A 19,051-nucleotide genomic window follows, 5' to 3' on the forward strand; every position below is an offset into this window, starting at 1 on the left:
CCGTCACACCGTCACGATTAGGAATGTAGGGCAAGAGGTCCGCTGTTGCGCAGCTCGGGGGTAAACAATGTAAACGTCGCGCGGCCATCATGTTTGGATGCATAGAGCGCCGTATCTGCATCATCCATCAGTTGGTCCACAGAAGCGTCAGGCTCGCCATTGTAAATCGCGATCCCCACGCTAGCTGAGACATTGCAGGCGCTGTCCTTATAGGTCACCGGGCGCTCAACCTCTTTGATGATCCGCTGAGAAATCCGCCCGAGCACCTCTTGATCGATGGTGCCATTGATCACCAGAACAAACTCATCACCGCCAACACGTGCCACAACATCATCGTTCCGGCTGCTGTCGACCAGAACCTTGGCCACATGCTGCAAAACCAAATCTCCAGCCGCATGGCCCTTGGTGTCGTTCACTTCTTTGAAAAAATCCAAATCGACATGCAGCAATCCAAATGGCTTACGCTCCTCTACCATTCTCGGCAGAATGAAATCCAACGCACGACGGTTTTTCAACCCCGTCAACGTATCCGTATAGGCCTGCTCTTCTGCGGCAATTTTTGCACCTTGCAACCTTTGGTTCAGCTTCCGGCTGGCCTCCATCGCAGCGGATTTGGCCTCCACCAGATAGAGCATTTCAATCGTCAGGTCGGTGGCCGCAAAATCCCCTGCATTCAGTTCATATTCCTGCACAGCATCCAGAATAGAGATGCCAAAACTCAGGTTCACAACCGCTCCGGATTTTCCAAAAGGCATCAACACGCCTTTTAATCCCGTGGGAGGGTCACTGCGTTTTTTCAGATGCAGCTTTTTCCCGGCGACCGCGAGCAGATCGTCCATAGTCGTCACCGCATGCGGGCGGTTCAATTCGAACACCTCAAGAAAACGCAACCCCGTCAAATCCTGACCCGGGTACAGCTTAGCCATGGTTGGCCCCGCATGCGTGATCTTCCCAAACTCATCCAAAAGCACATGCATTGGACACAAAACGTCCAAGACCTCTGGTCGTTCGCAGCTCTGGTCCATCCCGCTCACCCTGCTCGCGCCCCCAACTCAAATTCCCGCCCACTGGCAAATGCATTTTCCACCAAGGTGATATCGATCACCTCAGCCTCGCTCTCTGCGCCACGATGTTCAAGAAAGACCAAAGCACCATAGTCATCCGCCATGGTGCGTAAAATGCCAATCATCACATGCCCGAAGCCTTCTTGATCGTGACGGCAGGTCAGGCTGAAGTTCTGCGCTGAGTGTTCGCGCAGCTCAAGCGAGGGCAAAATCAAATCATCCACCGCAAGCCGGGCGCGTTCTGGCAGATCGTCCAGAGAGTGCAAGAATTCGACAAAATCCAACCCCCCAAACCGCAATAGGCGCCGCAAGGCTTCGACATTCGGATGGGTGACAAGATACGTGCCAATATCTTCAAGCACGGTCTCACGTGGCGCACCGATAACCTCAACACATGCGGCGATCAACGCCTCGGTGACGCTGTCATCGTAGTGTAACATCGCTTCAAAATCAGTGGTCTCGACACCTGCAAAACGAGTCACGTCAATCCAACGCGGCTGCCCATAGCTGTCGCGGACAAAGCACTGTATCGCTCTGTTGATCAACCCATGCATCACTACACCTCTTGCGTCATGGCCTATCAGACCAGACTCACCTTAAGATTTCCCCAACAACTCAGAAGTTCGGAACCAATTCGAACTCTCCAATCCACAAGGATCTGTGGCTGCCGGGCGCAATCTCAAAGCGCCCCTCTACTATATCCGCAACTTGATCGCGGGTCACCTGCTGGCTTCCGGATGGCTTGCGGTAAGCGTCCATAGCAAGAAACTCGCCAATCTCAAACACGTTATGGATGTCAAAATTTCCGTTTTTTGCACCGATAAACAGAAATCCTTCCCGCCCGGCACGCACTGGATTGAAATCGCCGAGCACCATCACACACCCCGGCTCTTCGGTCTCCAGACAAATGTCAGCCCAATTTTCCAAACTGTACTTGGACCATTTTCGCATCATTTTTGGGTGGATATCCGCGCCATCAGCGATGACCGTCAGACCCTCCAACAAACGGGTTGCGCGCTCTAATCCCTGATCTTGATTGAACTTTTGCGTCAGCTCCCACGGGGTGTTCGCCACCCGAACTGCCGCAATGGCCTCTGCAAACTCGACCCGTTCGCCGGCAACACCCTGCTCAAGCGTTTTAAGGCCCGCATGTCCGGCTCTCCCCCAGTCATGCTGCATCTCCCACAGGGCCGCCGCGTCCGGTGTCACCTCACCGGCGTCAATCCGCGCAACCTGAGAGTCTGTGGAAATCCGCTCAGCATTTAAGATAGGCAATTGCCACGCAGCAGCCAAAACCAGCACCAAAGCAGCGATTCCAATATTGGCCTGCCGAATGCGTCCCATCCAGCCCCGTCCCAAAATCACGGACACCAGATAGCAAAGCGCATAAACCGCCACAACGGCCGCCGCACAGGCTGCGGCCAAACGTGCTGGCGTCCATCCGTATTGGTGCACCCGAAGCCACAAAGCATATATGGCCAACCCGGACATGACCGGCAACAAAGCCGCCAAAGCAGCCGTCGCCAACCGCATCCAACCGACTTGAACGGCATCTGCATCGCCACGGTCCAGCGCAATGCTCACAAGGCTGATCATGGCCAAAGACACTGCCAGAATTGTGGCGGCACGGCTCAAGTCTCCAAACAGCGCTCCGGGCTCCTGAAGCACTGCTGCAGCCACAAAGACCACCACAACCAACAAGACCACAGGCACCAACAACCGCAACAGACGGAGCACCAGAAACGGTGACAGATAGTCGCGCATTTCATGCACCACCGACAAGCCGAAACCCAATGAGATGCCCGTCACCACATAGGCCACGCTATCCACCCGCATCACATCACCGATCACCGTCAGACCGACGATCTCCAGCAAAGCATCACTAAGCCACAACACCGCCCAGAACACGCCGACAAACAGCCAAGCCGCTGAATAACGTACCAAGATGCTCCAACTGACATCAAACAGATGCACGTAGTCGCGCAAGCTGTGCCTATCGCGCAGAAGCGACGCCGCGAAAGGCGTGCCAACGCTCAGAAAAATCACCCAGGCAATGATCGGATGACCTGCGTCCTCAAACGCCGCGAGCGTGTCAAAACGCAAACCCGACAACGTGATCAGACAGGCCCCGACAAACGACAGGCCAAACGCCGGCAAAGCCGCGCGCATCACCCGATGGGGTCCACTCAATCCCAAAAGCACGGCAAAGAAACCAGCAACGAAACTGGTCACAAACAGATAGGCAAGCGGATGAGTGACAATGTCAGGTGCTTTTTCAATCAGCGCCCAAACCATGCCACCAGCAACAGCACCGACAAGTGCCATTTCGATCCGCCCGGCCGCCCTGCGCCCGTCTTGTGTGTGCATGGCTCCCCTCCTACAAACACCGCGCACACTCTATAAAGACAACTTGATAAATTTCAATGATTTATCGGCATTCGTTGACAAACGAACTTTTCCAATTGATCAATTTTTCGAAACGTTTCGACCTGCGAAGCCAGCTTAGAAATCGGTTGGCGCCCCGCCTTCTTCTTTGCGTTTCGCCACAAAGGCGGCAAGCTCATCACGGATCGCGACGTCCATCGGCGGCTCTTCGTATTGCGACAGGATTTCTTTATATGTGTGGTGCGCGCGCTCTGCAGTCCAGACCTCGCCCGCGTCCTGAAAAGCTTCAAAGTTACGCCAATCCGACACAATCGGTTGATAAAAAGCGGTGGTGTACCGATCCTGCGTATGATCGATACCAAAGAAGTGCCCTTCCGATCCAACTTCCCGGATCGCATCAAGTGCCACATCCTCTTCTTCTGTGCTCCAGATCGCGGGTTCAAGGTAACGCTGGATCATCTGGACGACTTCGCAGTCCATGATGAACTTCTCAGGACTCGCAATCAGCCCGCCCTCGAGCCATCCTGCGGCATGGTAGACCATATTGGTGCCAGACTGGATCGCGCTCCAAAGGCTGTTGGACGTTTCCCACATTGCCTGCCCGTCTGGCACATTGGCCGCACACACGCCGCTTGCGCGCATCGGCAACCCGTAAAACCGCGCCATTTGGCCGGTCATCTGCGTGGCGCGCATGTATTCCGGCGTGCCAAAGGCAGGTGCTCCAGATTTCATGTCAACGTTGGAGGTAAACGTGCCAATCGCACAAGGCACACCAGGTTGAATGTACTGCGCCAAAGCCACAGCGCACAACGCTTCTGCCACAGACTGCGCCACAGCGCCCGCCATGGTCACGGGAGCCATCGCACCGGCCAAAGTAAACGGCGTGACCACCAAACCTTGGTTGCGCCGCGCCATCCGCATCCAACCGTCCATCATCGGTTCGTCATGTTTCAACGGGGATGTGGAGTTGATATTGGTGAACATATGAGGGCGCGCTTCAAACGCCTCATGGGTCATGCCGCCTGCGATACGCACCATCTCCATAACGTCTTCGACCCGCTCTTTTCCCAGCGAATACGAATGCACCACTTTGTCCGTCAGCGTCAGCGTGTCAAACATCACGTCCAAATGCCGGATCGACGCATGGATGTCCTGCGGCTCAACTGGATATCCGCTGGTGAAGTGCATGCAGTTGAAGAACTGGGTCAGCCGCAACAAATCCGCGCATTGCGCACGTGTGCCCGGAACCTTGCGGCCCAGCTCCAAGTCCCAATAGTTCGGCGGACTGGCCACGCTGCCAAACAACACGTGGTTGTCACCCATCGTCAACTGGCGGTCCGGGTTGCGCGGCGTCAATGTCCAGCTCGACGGGGCCTTGCCCACCATCTCCATGACAAATGCACGCCCCATAAAGACGCGCTCGCCCTCAACTTTACAGCCAGCCTCTTTCAGAATGTCACGGGATTCGGCGTTGAAAAACTCAATACCGATCTCTTCGAGAATACGCATGGCGCCATCGTGAATGCGGGCCACACCCTCTTCGCTCAACGGCTCGGTCGGGCGATCTGTATTTATCGGAATACGCCAATCTGGCTGCCCAAAACCACTCACCCGACCGCGACGCCCTGCCCGTCCGCCGCCACGTTTTCCTTTGCGAGAGGTAGGTGTTTCGTCAGCCATGTCGCGCTCCGTTTATTTCTAAACTCAGAAAAGCCGCCGACAGGGCGCAGATGCCTGTGCATTTGCGACAAACTGTGTCGCATTTACGCGCAGCCATCACTGTGAGCTCGCGATGTCAGTACAGAAGAATGCAAAAACCCGATCCAAAAGGACCGGGCCAGTGGCGCTCAAACAGATCAGGTTTCGCTTAGGTATGCGTCAGTTCACCAGCCACTCTGGAAGAAACCCAATGTTTGGCAGCACCACATCAGCATAAGGGGCGAGTTCCGCTTGGTTGGCCATTCCCGTCAGCACCGCCACAGTCTGCATGCCCGCCCGTCGCCCCGCGATCAAATCATGTGTGCTGTCACCCACCATCGCCACGCGTGCGGGGCTCAGATCGGTCTTGTCGGCAAAGGCCAAAAGCGGTGCAGGGTCGGGTTTGGCCCCAAACCCGCTGTCAAACCCGGCAATGAAGGCAAACCGATCTTCGACACCAGCATCCCTGAGGTGCGCACGTGCACCATATTCTGTATCATTGGTCATCACGCCCAGCTGCAACCCCTCGCGCAAGAACCCATCCATCAAAGGCGCCAAGGGCACGGCGGGTGCAAGTTCGGCCTCCGCAGCGGCCAGCATCAACTGGTTTTCGATGTCATCAACGTCGCTGTTGGGCAGTGCACCCGCCACCGCCTCAGCGGCCTCTCTATTGGTGCCCGCAATCACAAAGCTGTCGGGCGAAAATGCCACGGCCTGCAAATCGAACTGCAACGCGTTTGCGATCCGTGTGGCAACCTCATCATCCCCCGCAGCAAACTCTGTGATCATACGCGCGGCCCAACCGTTCCAAGTGGCACCAAAGTCAAAAAGCGTCCCATCCTTGTCAAACAGAAGTCCGTCTACCCGCATTGCCACCCTCTTCATTGTCGTCTGTTTTTAGCTATTGGCGCCAACCGTGCCTTGCCACCGCATGCGGCGCAAGCAAAACCGCACCCCCTACCTTATGCGCCTTAGGTCCAATGGGCCCGCGCTTCTCCCAACAGCTGGTGGGCCGCCTGCAAAGGCATCTCATAGGCCAACGCGTTGGCATCACAAAAGGCCATCACCCAAGAATCATCCATCGTCAAAAACTCCAGCACCGACCCCAGAAAATCAGTGTCTGAAGCCCGATCACGCAAATCATCCACGGATGCGCCCGTAGCGCCCAAGAACACCGAAACCACTTCATCTTGGGTCACCAGCCAGCCCAAAGCCTTTAAAGCAACGGTCTCCGCGAGGTCTTGAGAAACTGTCATTTGAATCCACTTTCGAAAGAGTTTGTTAACCATTGATCCGTCATGATGAACCTGTCCCTTTTTCCTCAGTTTTCAGGTTTTCTTATGGCAGCTCATGTCTTGATCGTCGACAGTATCTCGGCGAACCGTATCTTGTTGAAAGTCAAATTGGCCAGCGCTTTTGCTCATGTTGAGCAAGCCGCCAGCGCCGGAGAGGCTTTGGATCTGCTTCACGCAGAGACACCGGATCTCTTGGTCCTGGGCGGAGATCTTGTGGATATGCCAGCGATCGAGCTCTGTGGCCTGATCAAAGAGAATCCAGCTTTCTCCCATCTGCCCATCCTTCTGGTTCACACGGATGGTACCCGGGCGGATCGGATCGAAGCGCTGCGCGCCGGTGCGGATGACGCCTTTGAGATGTCGGTCAGCACCGATGCGCTCTTGGCGCGCATTCGCTCGATCATGCGTGTCCGCAATTCCTATGAAGAGCTGCGGTTGCGCGAACGCGCTGGCCGCATTCCCGGCCTGGCCGAAGCCGTCAAAGGATTTGACTCTCCGGCTCAGGTGTTGATCGCCGCACTGAATGCGCCAGAGGGCGACCAATGGACGACACATCTGAAACAAATGGTGCCTTATGGCCTGCGCCATCAAAAGGTGGCAGAGATCATGCGCGACATGTCTCAATTCACCGCGCCTGACGCCATCGTCATCTCACTGCAAGTTGCCCGTCCAGAAGAGGCGCTGCGCCTGCTTGCGGAGGTTCGCGCCCGCGCAGCGACCCGCCAGGCGGCCGTTTTGGTGGTGCTTGACGAAGCCAACGACACCGCGCGCATCAATGCACTGGACCTGGGTGCAAACGACGTGATTGTCGAAGGTTTTGACGCCGAAGAGGCCGCCTTGCGCTTGGACAGCATGATTGCACGCAAGCGGATGACCGACCGTCTGCGCAAGCGGGTGGAAGATGGCTTGACCGCCGCTGTCACCGACCCATTGACCGGACTGTTCAACCGCCGCTACGCCATACCCCACCTGTCCAAAATGGCACAAAGAGCAAACAGTCAGCGTGGCGATTTCGCCGTGATGCTGGCGGATCTGGATCACTTCAAAGGTGTGAACGACCAATATGGCCACGCGGCCGGGGACATCGTGCTTTCCGAAATTGCGCGCCGCATGCGCCGCTGTCTGTCACAGGCAGATCTGATCGCGCGTATGGGCGGCGAAGAGTTCTTGGTGGTCGTGCAAACCAGCGATGCCCACAGTGCGGCACAAGTGGCCCAACGTCTGTGTGATGCTGTGGGATCAGAGCCCGTGTACATCCGGGGCCGCGACATTCAGATTCCGGTGACCATCAGCATTGGTGTCGCCATGGGCAGCGACATGTTGGAGGCAAAAGGCATCGCAGCGAACAGCCATTGCGCCACGTCACAGGATGGTCTGGCCTCAGCCCTGCTCGACCGCGCCGACAAAGCGCTCTATGGGGCCAAAGCGGAAGGTCGCAACACGGTCACACTCTCCGTAACAGCGGCCTAGGACCAAACCTATGACGCGCGCCCCAACTGGAGGCGCTTGGATGTTCTGCCATATCTCAGGACAACCAACGCGTCATGATCTACAGCAGGCTTTCAGCGCGCAGTAAAACCCGACTTGAGCTGTCATCCAGTTCCGCGTGGTCTTTGCCATTGCGACACAGCTGCGCAGTGTGGATCAGATAGATGCCCTGTCCGCCCAGCCCCGTGTGGCCTTGCTGTTTCAATCAAGCGCTCTGGCTGTCGTAGAGAAACCACAGCACCTTCTGCATGCGCAGCTTGTCCTGTGTCTTGGCGATGTGCGCCGTCCCCTGCTTGCACGTGAGGGCATCCGCGTGCACGACGCGGCCACAGAACGGGACGCCATGCATTGACCATATCGACCTTGCGCAAAGACAGACACAACGACAAAAACCATCGAGCCAAAGGCCAAATGTAAGGTCTGAAATGGCATGACACTGCGTTCCGTTGCGATCCTCAAAAGGCCGCCAACGCAAATCCCCGTTCAGCGCACTCAATGCATGGACAAGAAGCTCAACACGCACACACCTGACATTAGAAATCACACATTAAGGCTGTTTTTTGCCGGGCGCCCCTTTGTCGCGCCCGTCTTTGTGCCCACGTTTTAGCGCCTCTTCAAAACGGTCCGCATAGGCGGCACGTTCGGTATCACTCATCGCATTGACTTGCGCCATAAAGCTGTCACGCGCCAAGTCGCGGCGCAGCCTACTCGCACCGTCAAGTGCTGCCACAGTGGCCGCCAAAGCATCCACATCAAACGGGCTCTGCCGCAGCTGTTCAAGCGCTGTCGCATACAATAGCCGATCTGCTGCGCGATCTATGTCCGCATTGCGGTAAGACTTGCGAATGGCACGCCCAACCTCTCGTTTGTCCTCAAAGCTAAGCGCGCGAATAAAGGGGGCACTAAAACGATCCGGCGTCGTGCTAGGTCCACCGGCGTGTTTAAAGTTAAAGATCGCGCCGCCAACCAAGCCGACGATCAGCAGGTTCAGCGCCAGCGAACCGATCAACAGACCGCGCAACAAACCCCGCTTCTTTCCTTTAGGCATGGTCTCTTGGGTCATGCTTATTCCTCCGCGCCCAGCTCAAGAGCGTAGCTTACGTCCAGATCGGACAAATAGGTTTGGGCGGTCTCGCCATAAAGATCAAGACCAAGCGTGTTGGTCATCAAAGCTGTGCCAGACGAGACGCCGATCCAAACACCGGCAACGCCTGCCATAGCCACGCCGCCAAGCGCGCCCCAGCCCCCCACGGCCGCCAAAAACGCCTGCCACAATCCGGTTTTTTGGACGGCCACAGAAGCCGCCGCAGGCGTCGCCGCCAGCTCTGCCTGCACAGCTTCGGCATCCGCCAAAACCCGCGCTAACAAGTCTGGAGAGGGGGCCTGTCGTGCATCCGATTTGGCTGCTGCAAACAGATCATCCAGCATGTCATCGTCAAACTTATCAGCCATCTGTATACCCCAATGCCTCGCGCTGATCGGCCAATGCCGTTGTCAACGCCCGTTTTCCCCGCGCTGTGAGGCTTTCCACGGCCTCAACGCTGATATCCATTACGTCCGCAATCTCAGGATTGCTCAAACCGTCTATGTGGCGCAACACCACCGCCTCGCGCTGACGATCCGGCAACGTTGCCAATGCCGCCTGCAACGCATCCGCGCGCGCGCGGTCCTGAAGTGTCTGTGCCGCCGATTTCGCGTCATCCTCAGGTTCAGGAATGGCATCAAGTGCAACACCCTTTGCCTTACGCAACCGATCTGTGCACAAATTGGCCGTCACACGATACAACCAAGTGGTGACCTTAGCCTCACCTTGCCGCCACTCCGGTGCTTGTTTGAACAACCGGATCATGGCCTCCTGCGCCACGTCTTCCGCTTCCGCGCGATCCCCCAACATGCGAAACGCCTGTGCAAACACACGCGGCGTCAGCCGCACCGTCAAGGTTCGAGCCGCAGCCCCATCCCCATTGGCAAACAAAACCAACAAAGCGTCGTCTGGCGTGTCTTCCTGTTGGTCGTATGGCATCGTCATAGTCTCGATGGCTAGCGTCTCACGGTCAAAGTTTCAATCTCGGGCGACCAGAGCCGCCCAAGATCAGCCTGTGTCTCTGCGATCAGTTGCTCTGAGTGTCCTCACCGCGTTTCTTCATGCTGCGCGCCTCTTTAGCGGCATCCCACTCTTCTTGACTAATGTTGCCATCGCCGTTTGTGTCCAACTTCTTAAACATCTCAGCTTTGCGCTCAGCTTTCTTGCCCATACGGTCTGCCTTTACGGCCTCAAACTCTGCGCTGGACACTTTGCCGTCTCCATCTGTGTCAAACTTCTCCATCATCTTGGCAGTCCGATCACCACGTGGGGACATCTCTTCCAGCGACAGCTGGCCGTCCTCGTTGGCATCCATCCGCGAGAACATACGTTCCGCGCCCTTTGCCATCCGGTCGCTGCCAGAGGCTTCGGCATGCGCTTTCAACTCATCCAAGGTGATCGCGTCATCATCATTGGCATCGACCCCGTCAAAGCGCGCCTGCGCCCGTGCGGCCAGCTCTTCTGTGGTGATAAAACCGTCACCGTTGGTGTCCAATTGCTCAAAGTTCATCATGTCACCGCGGTGGTGGCGTTTTTTGCCGCCCTCTTTGGCGGAAGCCGCTACAGCGGTCACGCCCAGAGCTGCTACAACAACGGCACCGATCATCATTTTGCTCTTCATCTCAACATTCTCCTGTAAAGAGGCCAAATTGGCGTTGGCTCATCGCCTGTTTCGTGAGGATAAAACGCGCCACCTCCGGCGTTCCGTCGCAGATTTTTCGTTTTTTTAACTCTGCCCAAAAAACAGCCTGCTTTGCGACATGGCGCCGCAAGGCCAATTGTCCTCTTTTATGTTGGCGCGAACATCCACATCTTGGTGCAGCGAACAGCGAGGAAGTGTGATGACTGAGTCCGTGATGACCCTAGAAGACAGACCGATGAAACAATCGCTGTGGCGTGGCTTTCAACGCAAGTGCCCCTGCTGCGGCGAAGGCCCTTTGCTCAATGGGTATCTGAAGGTCCGTGACCATTGCCCTGTTTGCAAGCAGGAGTTCCACCATCATCGCGCGGATGACGGCCCCGCCTACCTCACCATTCTGATTGTGGGCCACTTGATGGCGCCGCTCTTGCATGTTGCCTTTGTTCAATGGCGCCCGGAACCTTTGATCCTTTTCACCGTTTTTGCGGTTGGCTGCGTGGGCTTATCCCTCTACCTTCTTCCCAGACTGAAGGGGGGCGTTGTCGCATTTCAATGGGCGCGCCGGATGCACGGATTTTAGGTCAGCCACCTGAAGTTCGGATCAAGACCCCTCCACGTGAGGGGAGCCTGAGACAATGACCATAGACAAAACTGCCATTCGCAACGCCGCCACAGTGATTGTGCTGCGCGATCGCGACACCACCCCGTCCATTCTGATGGGACAACGCGGCGCCAACGCGGCGTTTATGCCAAACAAAGTGGTTTTTCCCGGCGGCGCGGTCGACGCAGGCGATGCCGACATCCCACTTGAGACATCGATCTCAGAGGTCTGCGCGCAACGCCTGCGCCATGACACCCCCCAAGATCTCAGCCACGCACTCTCCGCCGCGGCCATTCGCGAGCTTTGGGAGGAAACAGGTCTGATCCTCGGCCGTCCGGGCACGTGGTCCTCCCCCCCACCGCCGGATTGGGAAACCTATGCCGCCACAGGCCATGTCCCCAGCGCCGACACTTTACAATTTGTCTTCCGCGCGATCACCCCACCGGGCCGTCCGCGCCGGTTTGATGCGCGTTTCTTCCTGCTGGATGCCGCCGAAATTGCCACCGATCTGGATGATTTTTCTGCCGCATGCGAAGAGCTGTCTCACCTGCAGTGGATTCCGCTAAAGGACGCCCGCGCCTTTGACCTGCCCTTTATCACTGAGGTCGTACTGGCCGAAATCGAAGGACGCGTCTCGGACCGCACGCCCCCCATTTCCGTGCCGTTTTTCAAAAACAACGACGAGGACAGCTTGTTTCTGCGCCTCAAAGGTCAAGCGCCAAACCCCGACCACACCTAGGCCAGTAAAATCAATCCCAAGATCGACACGGCCAATAGACTCATGCCGAAATACTCGCGGCGGCTGATGGTCTCTTTAAATATCAGAACCGTTCCCAGAATGCCGAACACCAGTTCGATCTGCCCGACGGTTTTCACATAGGCCGCGTTCTGCAACGTAAAGGCTGTGAACCAACAAAACGTGCCTGCCATGCTGGTCAGTCCAATAAACCCGGCACTGCGCCAAGCGCTCATGACGCGGCCCACTTCTCCCGGCTCACGCAGCTTCAACCAGACCCACATGCCGACCATCTGCATGGCCGTCACCGCCGCCAAAGTGATCAAGGCCCGCGCCATAGGAGCGGCCACATCCACCTGCAATGAAGCGCCGCGATAACACACCGCCGACACGCCAAAAAGCGCCCCCGCCGCCAAACCCAATGCCGCAGATGGCGTCAAAAACCGCCGCCACCCCACCTGATTGGCTTCAATCGGCCCAGACAAAATCAGAACGCCCGCGACGCCCAAAAGAATGGCAATGAGCCCACTGCCAGACACGCTTTCGCCCAAGACCAAAAGGCCAACAAGCACGGTCAACAAGACCTCGGTCTTGATAAATGCCATTCCAACCGCAAAGTTGCGTCGGCCAAACAGCATCACTGTACAAACTGTCGCGGTGATTTGTGCTGTGCCACCCACAATGCCGTACACCCAAAATGCACTTGGCAACACCGGCACCTGCAGCTGTCCACTCATCACAAAGGTCAGCAAGATCGCGCCGGCTATTGGCGCAGAATACACAAACCGCGCAAACGTGGCCCCTGCCGCTGACAGCGACACTTTGGCCAAGTGTTTCTGCAACATGAAGCGCACTGTTTGAAACGCGGCGGCGGCAATTGAGGCAATGATCCAAAGGTCCATGCCGCCCGTGATGCCCGCCTAAGTGCCAGAAGTCACGCCAAACATTGTACCCCTGAGGCCGATGTAAATCTAATCGCCCTTCCGCCACAACGGATGCGCCACAGGGTCTTTGCGTCGCCACAGAAACTTTCGAAATACCTCACTGTAAGAAGCAAAATAGTAGCCGCCGTTGCGCGCCAGATAGCGGTCGCGGTTGCTTTGGAACAGTCCCGGCAATCGGTACCATGGCATCTTGGGGTGCATATGATGCACAACATGCAAATTGTTGTTGAGGAAAATCCACGCTAAGGGCCCGCGATCCTCAATGATCACCGTACGCCCACGAGCGCGCTCATGCGCCTGATGTTCCAAAAAGGTCCGAATTTTTAAGATCGACAGCGCAACATAGGCGCACAGAATGTAGGCCCATATCGGCATCTGCCCAATGGTCGTCATCCACGCGATCACAAGCGCCACAGCAGGGACATGTAATAGCCACCCCGCCAAAACCCGGCGGTCGCCTGCACAAACATCTCTCCAATCCGTCTTCATGAAACAGATCTGCCCAACCAACGGCCCAAGCACCATACGCCCAGCCAGGGTGTTGTTCGTCAACAGCATCATCCGCTGCCATTTTGACAACTCATCCCAGTCTTCAGCGTAAAGGTAATTGCTCTCTGGATCGTCGTATGGATCGGTCAACTGGCTGTCCAAGTGATGCGCAAGATGTGTGTCTTTGAACCGCAAATACGGGACAAAAACACCCAATGACGGAAACACCAAAGCGGCATTTATCAATTCGTTTTCAAATGGATGGCCATGTAGAACTTCATGAGACAAAGAGCTGTGCAATGCCAGTGCCACCACTGTGACCACCATTCCCAGCGGCAACCACAACTCCGCCAACCAAACTGTGCCGATGACAAAGGCTGCATAACAGCCCGCGACCAAAAGCAATGTTGGCCATTCGATCTGAAACGCAAAGAAGCCGCCGCGCGCCTTACCCATGCACACGCCCCCAGTGCACTTTGGACCACACACGCTCGTAAACGAAGTAGCAGCTAACCCCCAAAGCCGCGTTTATCAGCGCCATTTTGCCCCCAAGCGCCATGGACCCTGTGGCCAAAATACCGACCGCTGACATCGAGACGATGCCAATCAGATTCCAAATCACCGCTTTCACGATGGAGCGCTGCCGCGTTTCCATAGAGCTGTCCTGACTGTTCTTTTTTGAGTGTCTTCACAACGTTGTTACCGGCATGCAGCCTGTAGCGGAATTCCGAATTTGATTAACAAAATTCGACAATCGTGATATTTATCACCAGATGACGGATATTATTGACAAACGCCTGCGCGCCGATCGTTTTCGAAAACGCCTCTCGTCCGCAATGCAGGACAAATCCATGACCCAAGCGGCGCTGGCCCGCACCATTGGTGTGGACCGCTCCACCATCAGCCAATTGCTCAAAGACAAAGCCGCACGCTTGCCAAATGCGCAGGTCGTTGGGGAATGTGCTGCCGCTCTTGGGGTCTCTGCTGACTGGCTCTTGTCGCTCACGGATCGACCCGAAAACACCGCAGACATTCTGGCCAATGCGCTCACTGTCACCAAAGCCCCACGAGCCTTGGTGGATGAGCAAATTTTCAATTGGCACAAAGAGGCGGCTGGCTACAAAATCCGCCACGTGCCTGCGGGTCTGCCTGACATGCTCAAAACCGATGAAATGCTGGTTTGGGAATACTCCGCACATTTGGGCCGCACTACGGAGCAGGCGATCAACGCATCTCGCGACCGTCTGAACTGGATGCGCTCATCTCAGTCAGATTATGAAATCGCGCTGCCTCAACACGAAATGGCTGCCTTTGCGCGCGGACAGGGATATTATGAAGGCCTGCCCAGCCACATCCGTGCCCGACAGCTTGATCACTTTGCCACCCTCTCCGAACAGCTTTATCCGCGCATGCGCCTCTACCTATTTGACGCCCACCGGCTGTTTTCAAGCCCCCTCACAGTCTTCGGCCCCCTCCTCGCTGTGCTCTATCTGGGCCGCAACTATCTGGCGTTTCGCGACACCGAGCGTGTGACAAGTTTCACCGAACATTTCGACGATCTGGTACGCCAAGCTGACATCACAGCACGTCAAATTCCAGAGCACGTGAATGCGCTGAAAGCCAAACTCTAAGTCATTAATTTTCCCAAAAATAGTGAAGGTTCCCCACCCGATATGATGGGGAAAACCGCGCTGATCCGCGCTTACACTGTTGGATCTGGGTTTACGGTAAACCCATCCACCGCGATCACCTGCCCGCTCACCAAGCGCGTCTTCTCAGAGCATAAGAACACCGCCATATCCGCCACATCGCGCCCTTCGACAAAGCGCCCCAACGCAGTGCCTGACGCATAGCCCTCATAGACCTGATCGCGCGTCATGCCTTTGGCGGCCGCTTCGCGTGCCAAAACACCCTCCATGCGGGGGCCTTCCACGGCACCGGGACAAATCACGTTCGCCCGGACCCCAAACGGTCCTAGCTCCATCGCCAGAGTTTTCGTCAGCCCAATCACCGCCCATTTCGCCGCCGCATAAGGAGCGCGATACGGGTAGCCATATTGACCTGCGGTCGAAGAGGTCACCACAATTGCACCTGTTCCTGCCGCTTTCATCATGGGGGCTGCATATTTCGCGGCCAAGAACGCCCCCTCCAAATTGACCGCAACACAGGCCTGCCAATCCTGCAATTTTATCTCTTCTATAGCCGCTGTTGGCCCGGCGATACCGGCATTTGCGCAAAGCGCATCAAGCCCTCCCCAACTGGCTGATACCTCTGAAAACAAAGCAGAAACGGCAGCTTCATCCGTCACATCAAGCTCTGTCTTACGCCAAGCTGTTGGCGCGGCGTTCAAAGCGACACCATCCACGTCCGCAATCCAAACCTGCCAGCCCTCACGATCAAACGCCTCCGCCATGGCACGCCCAACACCGGACGCACCTGCGGTGATCAGAACCCGGCTCACCGTGGTTGCCCCACATACCGCCCCATGCCCTCAGGCGCAGGCAAATCTGCATGCGCTTCTGAAATCATCTTGAGGTTGGCCGCGATATCCGGGCTAAACGGCGCAGGCCTACGGGTCTCAAGACTAACGTGGATGAGCACATGCTCCCCCGTCGCCAACAGCCTCTCCCCCGCATACATCTCATGCCAAAGATGCATCTTTTTGCCCTCCGCCATCATCACCCGCGTGCGCACGTCAATCACCGATCCCAGATGGGTCTCGTCAATGTGGCGAATGTGGGTTTCCGCCGTAAAGAATGATCCACCCGTCGCGATATAAGCCTGATCACAGCCAATGATTTCCATAAGCCTGTCGGTGGCATCTGCAAAGGCTTGCAGATACCGACTTTCGGTCATGTGACCGTTGTAGTCCAACCAATCAATTGGCACCGCCCGGCGCACCGTCAAAATCGGCGCCGCCGGATCGGCAATATCCGCCGCACGCCGCACCATCCCAGCATCCGCAGACAAGCGCGCGTCATGCGCGTTCAAAACGGCACCAGAGGCAAAATCCTGCGCCTTTAAGGCCCGCATCATCGACACAAGATTGTTGTCGCGAATGCGCTCCATCTCCCGAATGCTCATATGCCCCGATTGGGCATCCGATTGCCCGGCGATCAAATCTACCAGCTCGTCCGTGAACTCCGGCACATCCATCAGCTTGGTCCAAGGCCATTCCAAAGCGGGGCCAAACTGCGCCATGAAATGCTTCATGCCCGCCTCGCCACCCGCCACACGATAGGTGTCAAACAACCCCATCTGCGCCCAGCGGATGCCAAAGCCCATGCGGATGCTCTCATCAATCTCTTCCGTGGTGGCCACGCCATCTTTGACCAGCCACAGCGCCTCACGCCACACCGCCTCAAGGAAGCGATCCGCAATATGGGCATCAATCTCCTTGCGCACATGCAACGGGAACATGCCCACACTCTTGAGCGTCTCCTTTGCCCGCTCAATAAGCTCCGGCGCGTTCTTCTCGGTTGGCACCAGTTCCACAAGCGGCATCAGGTAGACCGGGTTAAACGGATGGGTCACCACAATCTGCTCCGGCCGCGTCGCACAGCCCTGCAACTCGCTAGGCTTAAACCCGCTGGTCGAACTGCCCAAAATCGCCTCTGGATCACAGTGCTCCTGAAGTGTCTGATAGACCTTGCGCTTTAACTCCAACCGCTCCGGCACGCTCTCCTGGATCCAAACCGCGCCATCTACAGCTTCCGACATGGTCTCATGAAACCTGAGCGTGCCTTCGGGTGGCAAAGCCGTATCGCTCAACCCCGGCAAACTCACCCGCGCATTGTCAATCACCTCGCCAATTTTGCGTTCTGCTTCTGGGTCCGGGTCAAACACCCGTACATCCCAGCCATTGAGCAAAAACCGCGCGGCCCAGCCGCCGCCAATAACGCCGCCACCGATGATTGCCGCTGTTTTTGTCATGCCTTGTCCTTTCCGCACGATCCGGATCGCTTGCTTAAACCGCGTTCCGTATTTTCCTCTCCCAAAGGAGACCTCATATGACCATTCAATTCCAACCACTGCCTTTCGCTTCGGTCACGTCCATCCGTGACAGTGGGCTTGATTCTTACGCCAACCCGGTGGAGTTGGCGGTGAGCGACGGCGACGGCATCCCCTGCCGCAACTGCCTGAAAATCACGCCCAAAGGCCAAAGGTTCCTGATCCTCGCGCACCGCCCATTTGAGGGGCAAAACGCCTACACCGAAACCGGCCCGATTTTCCTCTGTGAAAGCTGCGCGCCCGCGGTGCCGTCGCAGAACCTGCCCGCGATCCTGACCGCACCCAGCTACATCGTGCGCGGCTATTCTGCTGACGAGCGCATTGTCTACGGCACGGGGCAAGTGACCCCAACCTCGGACATTGCCGCCTACGCCGAAAGCCTGCTCGCACGCGAAGGCATTGCCTTTGTTGATGTGCGCAGCGCGTCTAACAATTGCTTCCTCTGCCGGATCAAACGGTCTTAACGAAACAGAGCGAAGCGCACGACTCTTAACGCGCGGCGCCCCCTTTTGGCGCCGCAAACCACCACCTCCGCAAAACAGCTGTGATACTGACGCAATACCGAGGTGTTGCGTTTTGCGCTCCAAGGACCGCCACGGCGGTTTTCCAAACACACCGTTCGACGCCGTTGCTGCAACGCTCACCCCTTGGGCGCTCGCTTCACCAGCCCCAATTTCTCGCGCACTTCCGCTGGTCCAATCACCCGCGCGCCCATGTTTTCAATGATGGTGCCCGCGCGTTCCACAAGCTGCCAGTTCTGCGCCAACTCTCCTTTGCCAAGCCACAGGTTGTCTTCCAACCCAACCCGCACGTTGCCACCCGCCAGCACCGCCGCCGCGACATAGGCCATCTGATTGCGGCCCAAGGCAAAGGCGCTGAACGTCCAATCGTCCGGCACATTGTTGACCATCGCCATAAAGGTGTTGAGGTCATCCGGCGCGCCCCACGGCACGCCCATGCACAGCTGCACCAGTGCGTCCGGCGCCAACACACCCTCTTTGACAAGCTCCTTCGCAAACCAAAGATGACCGGTATCAAACGCCTCAATCTCGGGTTTAACCCCAAGATCTGTCATCATTTTTCCCATCGCCCGCAACATGCCCGGCGTGTTGGTCATCACATAGTCAGCTTCGGCAAAGTTCATTGTGCCGCAATCCAACGTGCAGATTTCCGGCAGGCATTCCGCCACATGCGCCACCCGCTCTGTGGCGCCCACCATGTCTGTGCCATCCACCGTCGGCAGCGGGCTTTCCACGCCGCCAAACACAATGTCACCGCCCATGCCCGCGGTCAGGTTCAACACCATATCCACTTCGCTGTCGCGAATGCGGTCTGTGACTTCGCGGTAGTAACCAAGGTCGCGGCTCGGCGCACCGGTTTCCGGATCGCGCACGTGACAATGCACCACCGCCGCCCCTGCCTTGGCCGCAGCGATCGCGCTGTCGGCAATGTGTTTGGGGGAGCGTGGCACATGGGGGCTGCGATCCTGCGTGCCGCCCGATCCGGTCACGGCACAGGTGATGAAAACCTCACGGTTCATTTGCAATGGCATGGGGAGTCCTTTCGTATCCGTTCCCCCACCGTAACGCACTTGCCGCGCAACAGTTTTCAAAATAC

22 protein-coding genes are annotated in these 19,051 nt (G+C 56.9%); 6 read left to right on the top strand and 16 right to left on the bottom strand.

Annotated elements, in window-relative coordinates; all coding sequences use genetic code 11:
• Window positions 1-17 precede the first annotated feature (17 nt).
• The 6 genes from ABWV47_RS03895 to ABWV47_RS03920 form a co-directional block, all read right to left on the bottom strand.
• Window positions 18-1,025 (bottom strand): diguanylate cyclase, encoded by a 1,008-nt coding sequence (locus ABWV47_RS03895; protein WP_353308543.1) that lies wholly within the window; start codon window positions 1,023-1,025, stop codon window positions 18-20.
• A 5-nt stretch (window positions 1,026-1,030) separates the two neighbouring features.
• Window positions 1,031-1,618, bottom strand: coding sequence for a heme NO-binding domain-containing protein (locus ABWV47_RS03900; RefSeq protein ID WP_353308544.1), 588 nt, complete (start codon window positions 1,616-1,618; stop codon window positions 1,031-1,033).
• Between the two features lie 61 nt (window positions 1,619-1,679).
• Window positions 1,680-3,431 (bottom strand): DUF4153 domain-containing protein, encoded by a 1,752-nt coding sequence (locus ABWV47_RS03905; RefSeq protein ID WP_353308545.1) that lies wholly within the window; start codon window positions 3,429-3,431, stop codon window positions 1,680-1,682.
• 135 nt (window positions 3,432-3,566) lie between these two features.
• Complete coding sequence (locus ABWV47_RS03910; protein ID WP_353308546.1) at window positions 3,567-5,129, bottom strand: trimethylamine methyltransferase family protein; 1,563 nt, start codon at window positions 5,127-5,129, stop codon at window positions 3,567-3,569.
• Window positions 5,130-5,327: 198 nt separating this feature from the next.
• Entirely contained in the window at window positions 5,328-6,017 is a 690-nt protein-coding gene (locus tag ABWV47_RS03915) for an HAD family hydrolase (protein WP_353308547.1), read from the bottom strand.
• Window positions 6,018-6,118: 101 nt separating this feature from the next.
• Window positions 6,119-6,403, bottom strand: a complete 285-nt coding sequence (locus tag ABWV47_RS03920; RefSeq protein ID WP_353308549.1) for a DUF3572 domain-containing protein — start codon at window positions 6,401-6,403, stop codon at window positions 6,119-6,121.
• A gap of 45 nt (window positions 6,404-6,448) precedes the next feature.
• Here ABWV47_RS03920 and ABWV47_RS03925 point away from each other — a divergent pair, with 45 nt between their 5' ends.
• Window positions 6,449-7,912, top strand: coding sequence for a diguanylate cyclase (locus ABWV47_RS03925; protein ID WP_353308551.1), 1,464 nt, complete (start codon window positions 6,449-6,451; stop codon window positions 7,910-7,912).
• 169 nt (window positions 7,913-8,081) lie between these two features.
• Window positions 8,082-8,282, top strand: coding sequence for a hypothetical protein (locus tag ABWV47_RS03930; protein ID WP_353308553.1), 201 nt, complete (start codon window positions 8,082-8,084; stop codon window positions 8,280-8,282).
• A gap of 195 nt (window positions 8,283-8,477) precedes the next feature.
• Here ABWV47_RS03930 and ABWV47_RS03935 read toward each other — a convergent pair whose 3' ends face one another.
• The 4 genes from ABWV47_RS03935 to ABWV47_RS03950 form a co-directional block, all read right to left on the bottom strand.
• A complete protein-coding gene (locus tag ABWV47_RS03935) occupies window positions 8,478-8,993 on the bottom strand; it encodes a periplasmic heavy metal sensor (protein WP_353308555.1) in 516 nt (171 codons plus the stop codon).
• Window positions 8,994-8,995: 2 nt separating this feature from the next.
• Window positions 8,996-9,382 (bottom strand): hypothetical protein, encoded by a 387-nt coding sequence (locus ABWV47_RS03940; protein WP_353308557.1) that lies wholly within the window; start codon window positions 9,380-9,382, stop codon window positions 8,996-8,998.
• Complete coding sequence (locus tag ABWV47_RS03945; protein WP_353308558.1) at window positions 9,375-9,959, bottom strand: RNA polymerase sigma factor; 585 nt, start codon at window positions 9,957-9,959, stop codon at window positions 9,375-9,377. The genes ABWV47_RS03940 and ABWV47_RS03945 overlap by 8 nt, the downstream gene beginning before the upstream one ends.
• A gap of 82 nt (window positions 9,960-10,041) precedes the next feature.
• Window positions 10,042-10,635: a hypothetical protein gene (locus ABWV47_RS03950; RefSeq protein ID WP_353308559.1), complete on the bottom strand. Its 594-nt coding sequence runs from the start codon at window positions 10,633-10,635 to the stop codon at window positions 10,042-10,044.
• A gap of 220 nt (window positions 10,636-10,855) precedes the next feature.
• On the opposite strand from ABWV47_RS03950, the gene ABWV47_RS03955 reads away from it, so the two are divergent.
• Together ABWV47_RS03955 and ABWV47_RS03960 are read left to right on the top strand one after the other, a co-directional pair.
• Window positions 10,856-11,233: a DUF983 domain-containing protein gene (locus tag ABWV47_RS03955; protein ID WP_353308561.1), complete on the top strand. Its 378-nt coding sequence runs from the start codon at window positions 10,856-10,858 to the stop codon at window positions 11,231-11,233.
• Window positions 11,234-11,288: 55 nt separating this feature from the next.
• Window positions 11,289-11,993: an NUDIX hydrolase gene (locus ABWV47_RS03960; RefSeq protein ID WP_353308563.1), complete on the top strand. Its 705-nt coding sequence runs from the start codon at window positions 11,289-11,291 to the stop codon at window positions 11,991-11,993.
• Here the strand turns inward: ABWV47_RS03960 and ABWV47_RS03965 are convergent.
• From ABWV47_RS03965 to ABWV47_RS03975, 3 genes are all read right to left on the bottom strand, one after another.
• On the bottom strand, window positions 11,990-12,892 hold the full coding sequence (locus ABWV47_RS03965; protein WP_353308564.1) for an EamA family transporter: 903 nt from the start codon (window positions 12,890-12,892) through the stop codon (window positions 11,990-11,992). The two genes, ABWV47_RS03960 and ABWV47_RS03965, sit on opposite strands and share 4 nt — an antisense overlap.
• 69 nt (window positions 12,893-12,961) lie before the next feature.
• Window positions 12,962-13,879: a fatty acid desaturase gene (locus tag ABWV47_RS03970; RefSeq protein WP_353308566.1), complete on the bottom strand. Its 918-nt coding sequence runs from the start codon at window positions 13,877-13,879 to the stop codon at window positions 12,962-12,964.
• Complete coding sequence (locus ABWV47_RS03975; RefSeq protein WP_353308567.1) at window positions 13,872-14,078, bottom strand: DUF2061 domain-containing protein; 207 nt, start codon at window positions 14,076-14,078, stop codon at window positions 13,872-13,874. The genes ABWV47_RS03970 and ABWV47_RS03975 overlap by 8 nt, the downstream gene beginning before the upstream one ends.
• 118 nt (window positions 14,079-14,196) lie before the next feature.
• Between ABWV47_RS03975 and ABWV47_RS03980 the strand changes: the two genes are divergently transcribed.
• Complete coding sequence (locus tag ABWV47_RS03980) at window positions 14,197-15,054, top strand: helix-turn-helix domain-containing protein (RefSeq protein ID WP_353308569.1); 858 nt, start codon at window positions 14,197-14,199, stop codon at window positions 15,052-15,054.
• A 71-nt stretch (window positions 15,055-15,125) separates the two neighbouring features.
• Here the strand turns inward: ABWV47_RS03980 and ABWV47_RS03985 are convergent, their stop codons facing one another.
• A complete protein-coding gene (locus ABWV47_RS03985) occupies window positions 15,126-15,884 on the bottom strand; it encodes an SDR family oxidoreductase (RefSeq protein ID WP_353308570.1) in 759 nt (252 codons plus the stop codon).
• Complete coding sequence (locus tag ABWV47_RS03990) at window positions 15,881-17,356, bottom strand: carnitine 3-dehydrogenase (RefSeq protein ID WP_353308572.1); 1,476 nt, start codon at window positions 17,354-17,356, stop codon at window positions 15,881-15,883. Before ABWV47_RS03990 ends, ABWV47_RS03985 begins: the two co-directional genes overlap by 4 nt.
• A 77-nt stretch (window positions 17,357-17,433) precedes the next feature.
• On the opposite strand from ABWV47_RS03990, the gene ABWV47_RS03995 reads away from it, so the two are divergent.
• Complete coding sequence (locus ABWV47_RS03995; protein WP_353308574.1) at window positions 17,434-17,898, top strand: DUF1203 domain-containing protein; 465 nt, start codon at window positions 17,434-17,436, stop codon at window positions 17,896-17,898.
• A gap of 176 nt (window positions 17,899-18,074) precedes the next feature.
• Here the strand turns inward: ABWV47_RS03995 and bcoG are convergent, their stop codons facing one another.
• On the bottom strand, window positions 18,075-18,986 hold the full coding sequence (gene bcoG / locus ABWV47_RS04000) for a 3-dehydrocarnitine:acetyl-CoA trimethylamine transferase BcoG (protein WP_353308576.1): 912 nt from the start codon (window positions 18,984-18,986) through the stop codon (window positions 18,075-18,077).
• Window positions 18,987-19,051 lie beyond the last annotated feature (65 nt).

Origin of the sequence: Shimia sp. NS0008-38b (assembly GCF_040370365.1) — a bacterium.
In the GTDB taxonomy this organism is placed as follows: Bacteria; Pseudomonadota; Alphaproteobacteria; order Rhodobacterales; family Rhodobacteraceae; genus Shimia.

Bases quoted from the DNA above. Each gene is read 5' to 3' on its own strand.
- ABWV47_RS03895 (WP_353308543.1), bottom strand. From the start codon at position 1,025: ATGGACCAGAGCTGCGAACGACCAGAGGTCTTGGACGTTTTGTGTCCA.
- ABWV47_RS03900 (WP_353308544.1), bottom strand. From the start codon at position 1,618: ATGCATGGGTTGATCAACAGAGCGATACAGTGCTTTGTCCGCGACAGC.
- ABWV47_RS03905 (WP_353308545.1), bottom strand. From the start codon at position 3,431: ATGCACACACAAGACGGGCGCAGGGCGGCCGGGCGGATCGAAATGGCA.
- ABWV47_RS03910 (WP_353308546.1), bottom strand. From the start codon at position 5,129: ATGGCTGACGAAACACCTACCTCTCGCAAAGGAAAACGTGGCGGCGGA.
- ABWV47_RS03915 (WP_353308547.1), bottom strand. From the start codon at position 6,017: ATGCGGGTAGACGGACTTCTGTTTGACAAGGATGGGACGCTTTTTGAC.
- ABWV47_RS03920 (WP_353308549.1), bottom strand. From the start codon at position 6,403: ATGACAGTTTCTCAAGACCTCGCGGAGACCGTTGCTTTAAAGGCTTTG.
- ABWV47_RS03925 (WP_353308551.1), top strand. From the start codon at position 6,449: ATGAACCTGTCCCTTTTTCCTCAGTTTTCAGGTTTTCTTATGGCAGCT.
- ABWV47_RS03935 (WP_353308555.1), bottom strand. From the start codon at position 8,993: ATGACCCAAGAGACCATGCCTAAAGGAAAGAAGCGGGGTTTGTTGCGC.
- ABWV47_RS03940 (WP_353308557.1), bottom strand. From the start codon at position 9,382: ATGGCTGATAAGTTTGACGATGACATGCTGGATGATCTGTTTGCAGCA.
- ABWV47_RS03945 (WP_353308558.1), bottom strand. From the start codon at position 9,959: ATGACGATGCCATACGACCAACAGGAAGACACGCCAGACGACGCTTTG.
- ABWV47_RS03950 (WP_353308559.1), bottom strand. From the start codon at position 10,635: ATGAAGAGCAAAATGATGATCGGTGCCGTTGTTGTAGCAGCTCTGGGC.
- ABWV47_RS03955 (WP_353308561.1), top strand. From the start codon at position 10,856: ATGACTGAGTCCGTGATGACCCTAGAAGACAGACCGATGAAACAATCG.
- ABWV47_RS03960 (WP_353308563.1), top strand. From the start codon at position 11,289: ATGACCATAGACAAAACTGCCATTCGCAACGCCGCCACAGTGATTGTG.
- ABWV47_RS03965 (WP_353308564.1), bottom strand. From the start codon at position 12,892: ATGGACCTTTGGATCATTGCCTCAATTGCCGCCGCCGCGTTTCAAACA.
- ABWV47_RS03970 (WP_353308566.1), bottom strand. From the start codon at position 13,879: ATGGGTAAGGCGCGCGGCGGCTTCTTTGCGTTTCAGATCGAATGGCCA.
- ABWV47_RS03975 (WP_353308567.1), bottom strand. From the start codon at position 14,078: ATGGAAACGCGGCAGCGCTCCATCGTGAAAGCGGTGATTTGGAATCTG.
- ABWV47_RS03980 (WP_353308569.1), top strand. From the start codon at position 14,197: ATGACGGATATTATTGACAAACGCCTGCGCGCCGATCGTTTTCGAAAA.
- ABWV47_RS03990 (WP_353308572.1), bottom strand. From the start codon at position 17,356: ATGACAAAAACAGCGGCAATCATCGGTGGCGGCGTTATTGGCGGCGGC.
- ABWV47_RS03995 (WP_353308574.1), top strand. From the start codon at position 17,434: ATGACCATTCAATTCCAACCACTGCCTTTCGCTTCGGTCACGTCCATC.
- bcoG (WP_353308576.1), bottom strand. From the start codon at position 18,986: ATGCCATTGCAAATGAACCGTGAGGTTTTCATCACCTGTGCCGTGACC.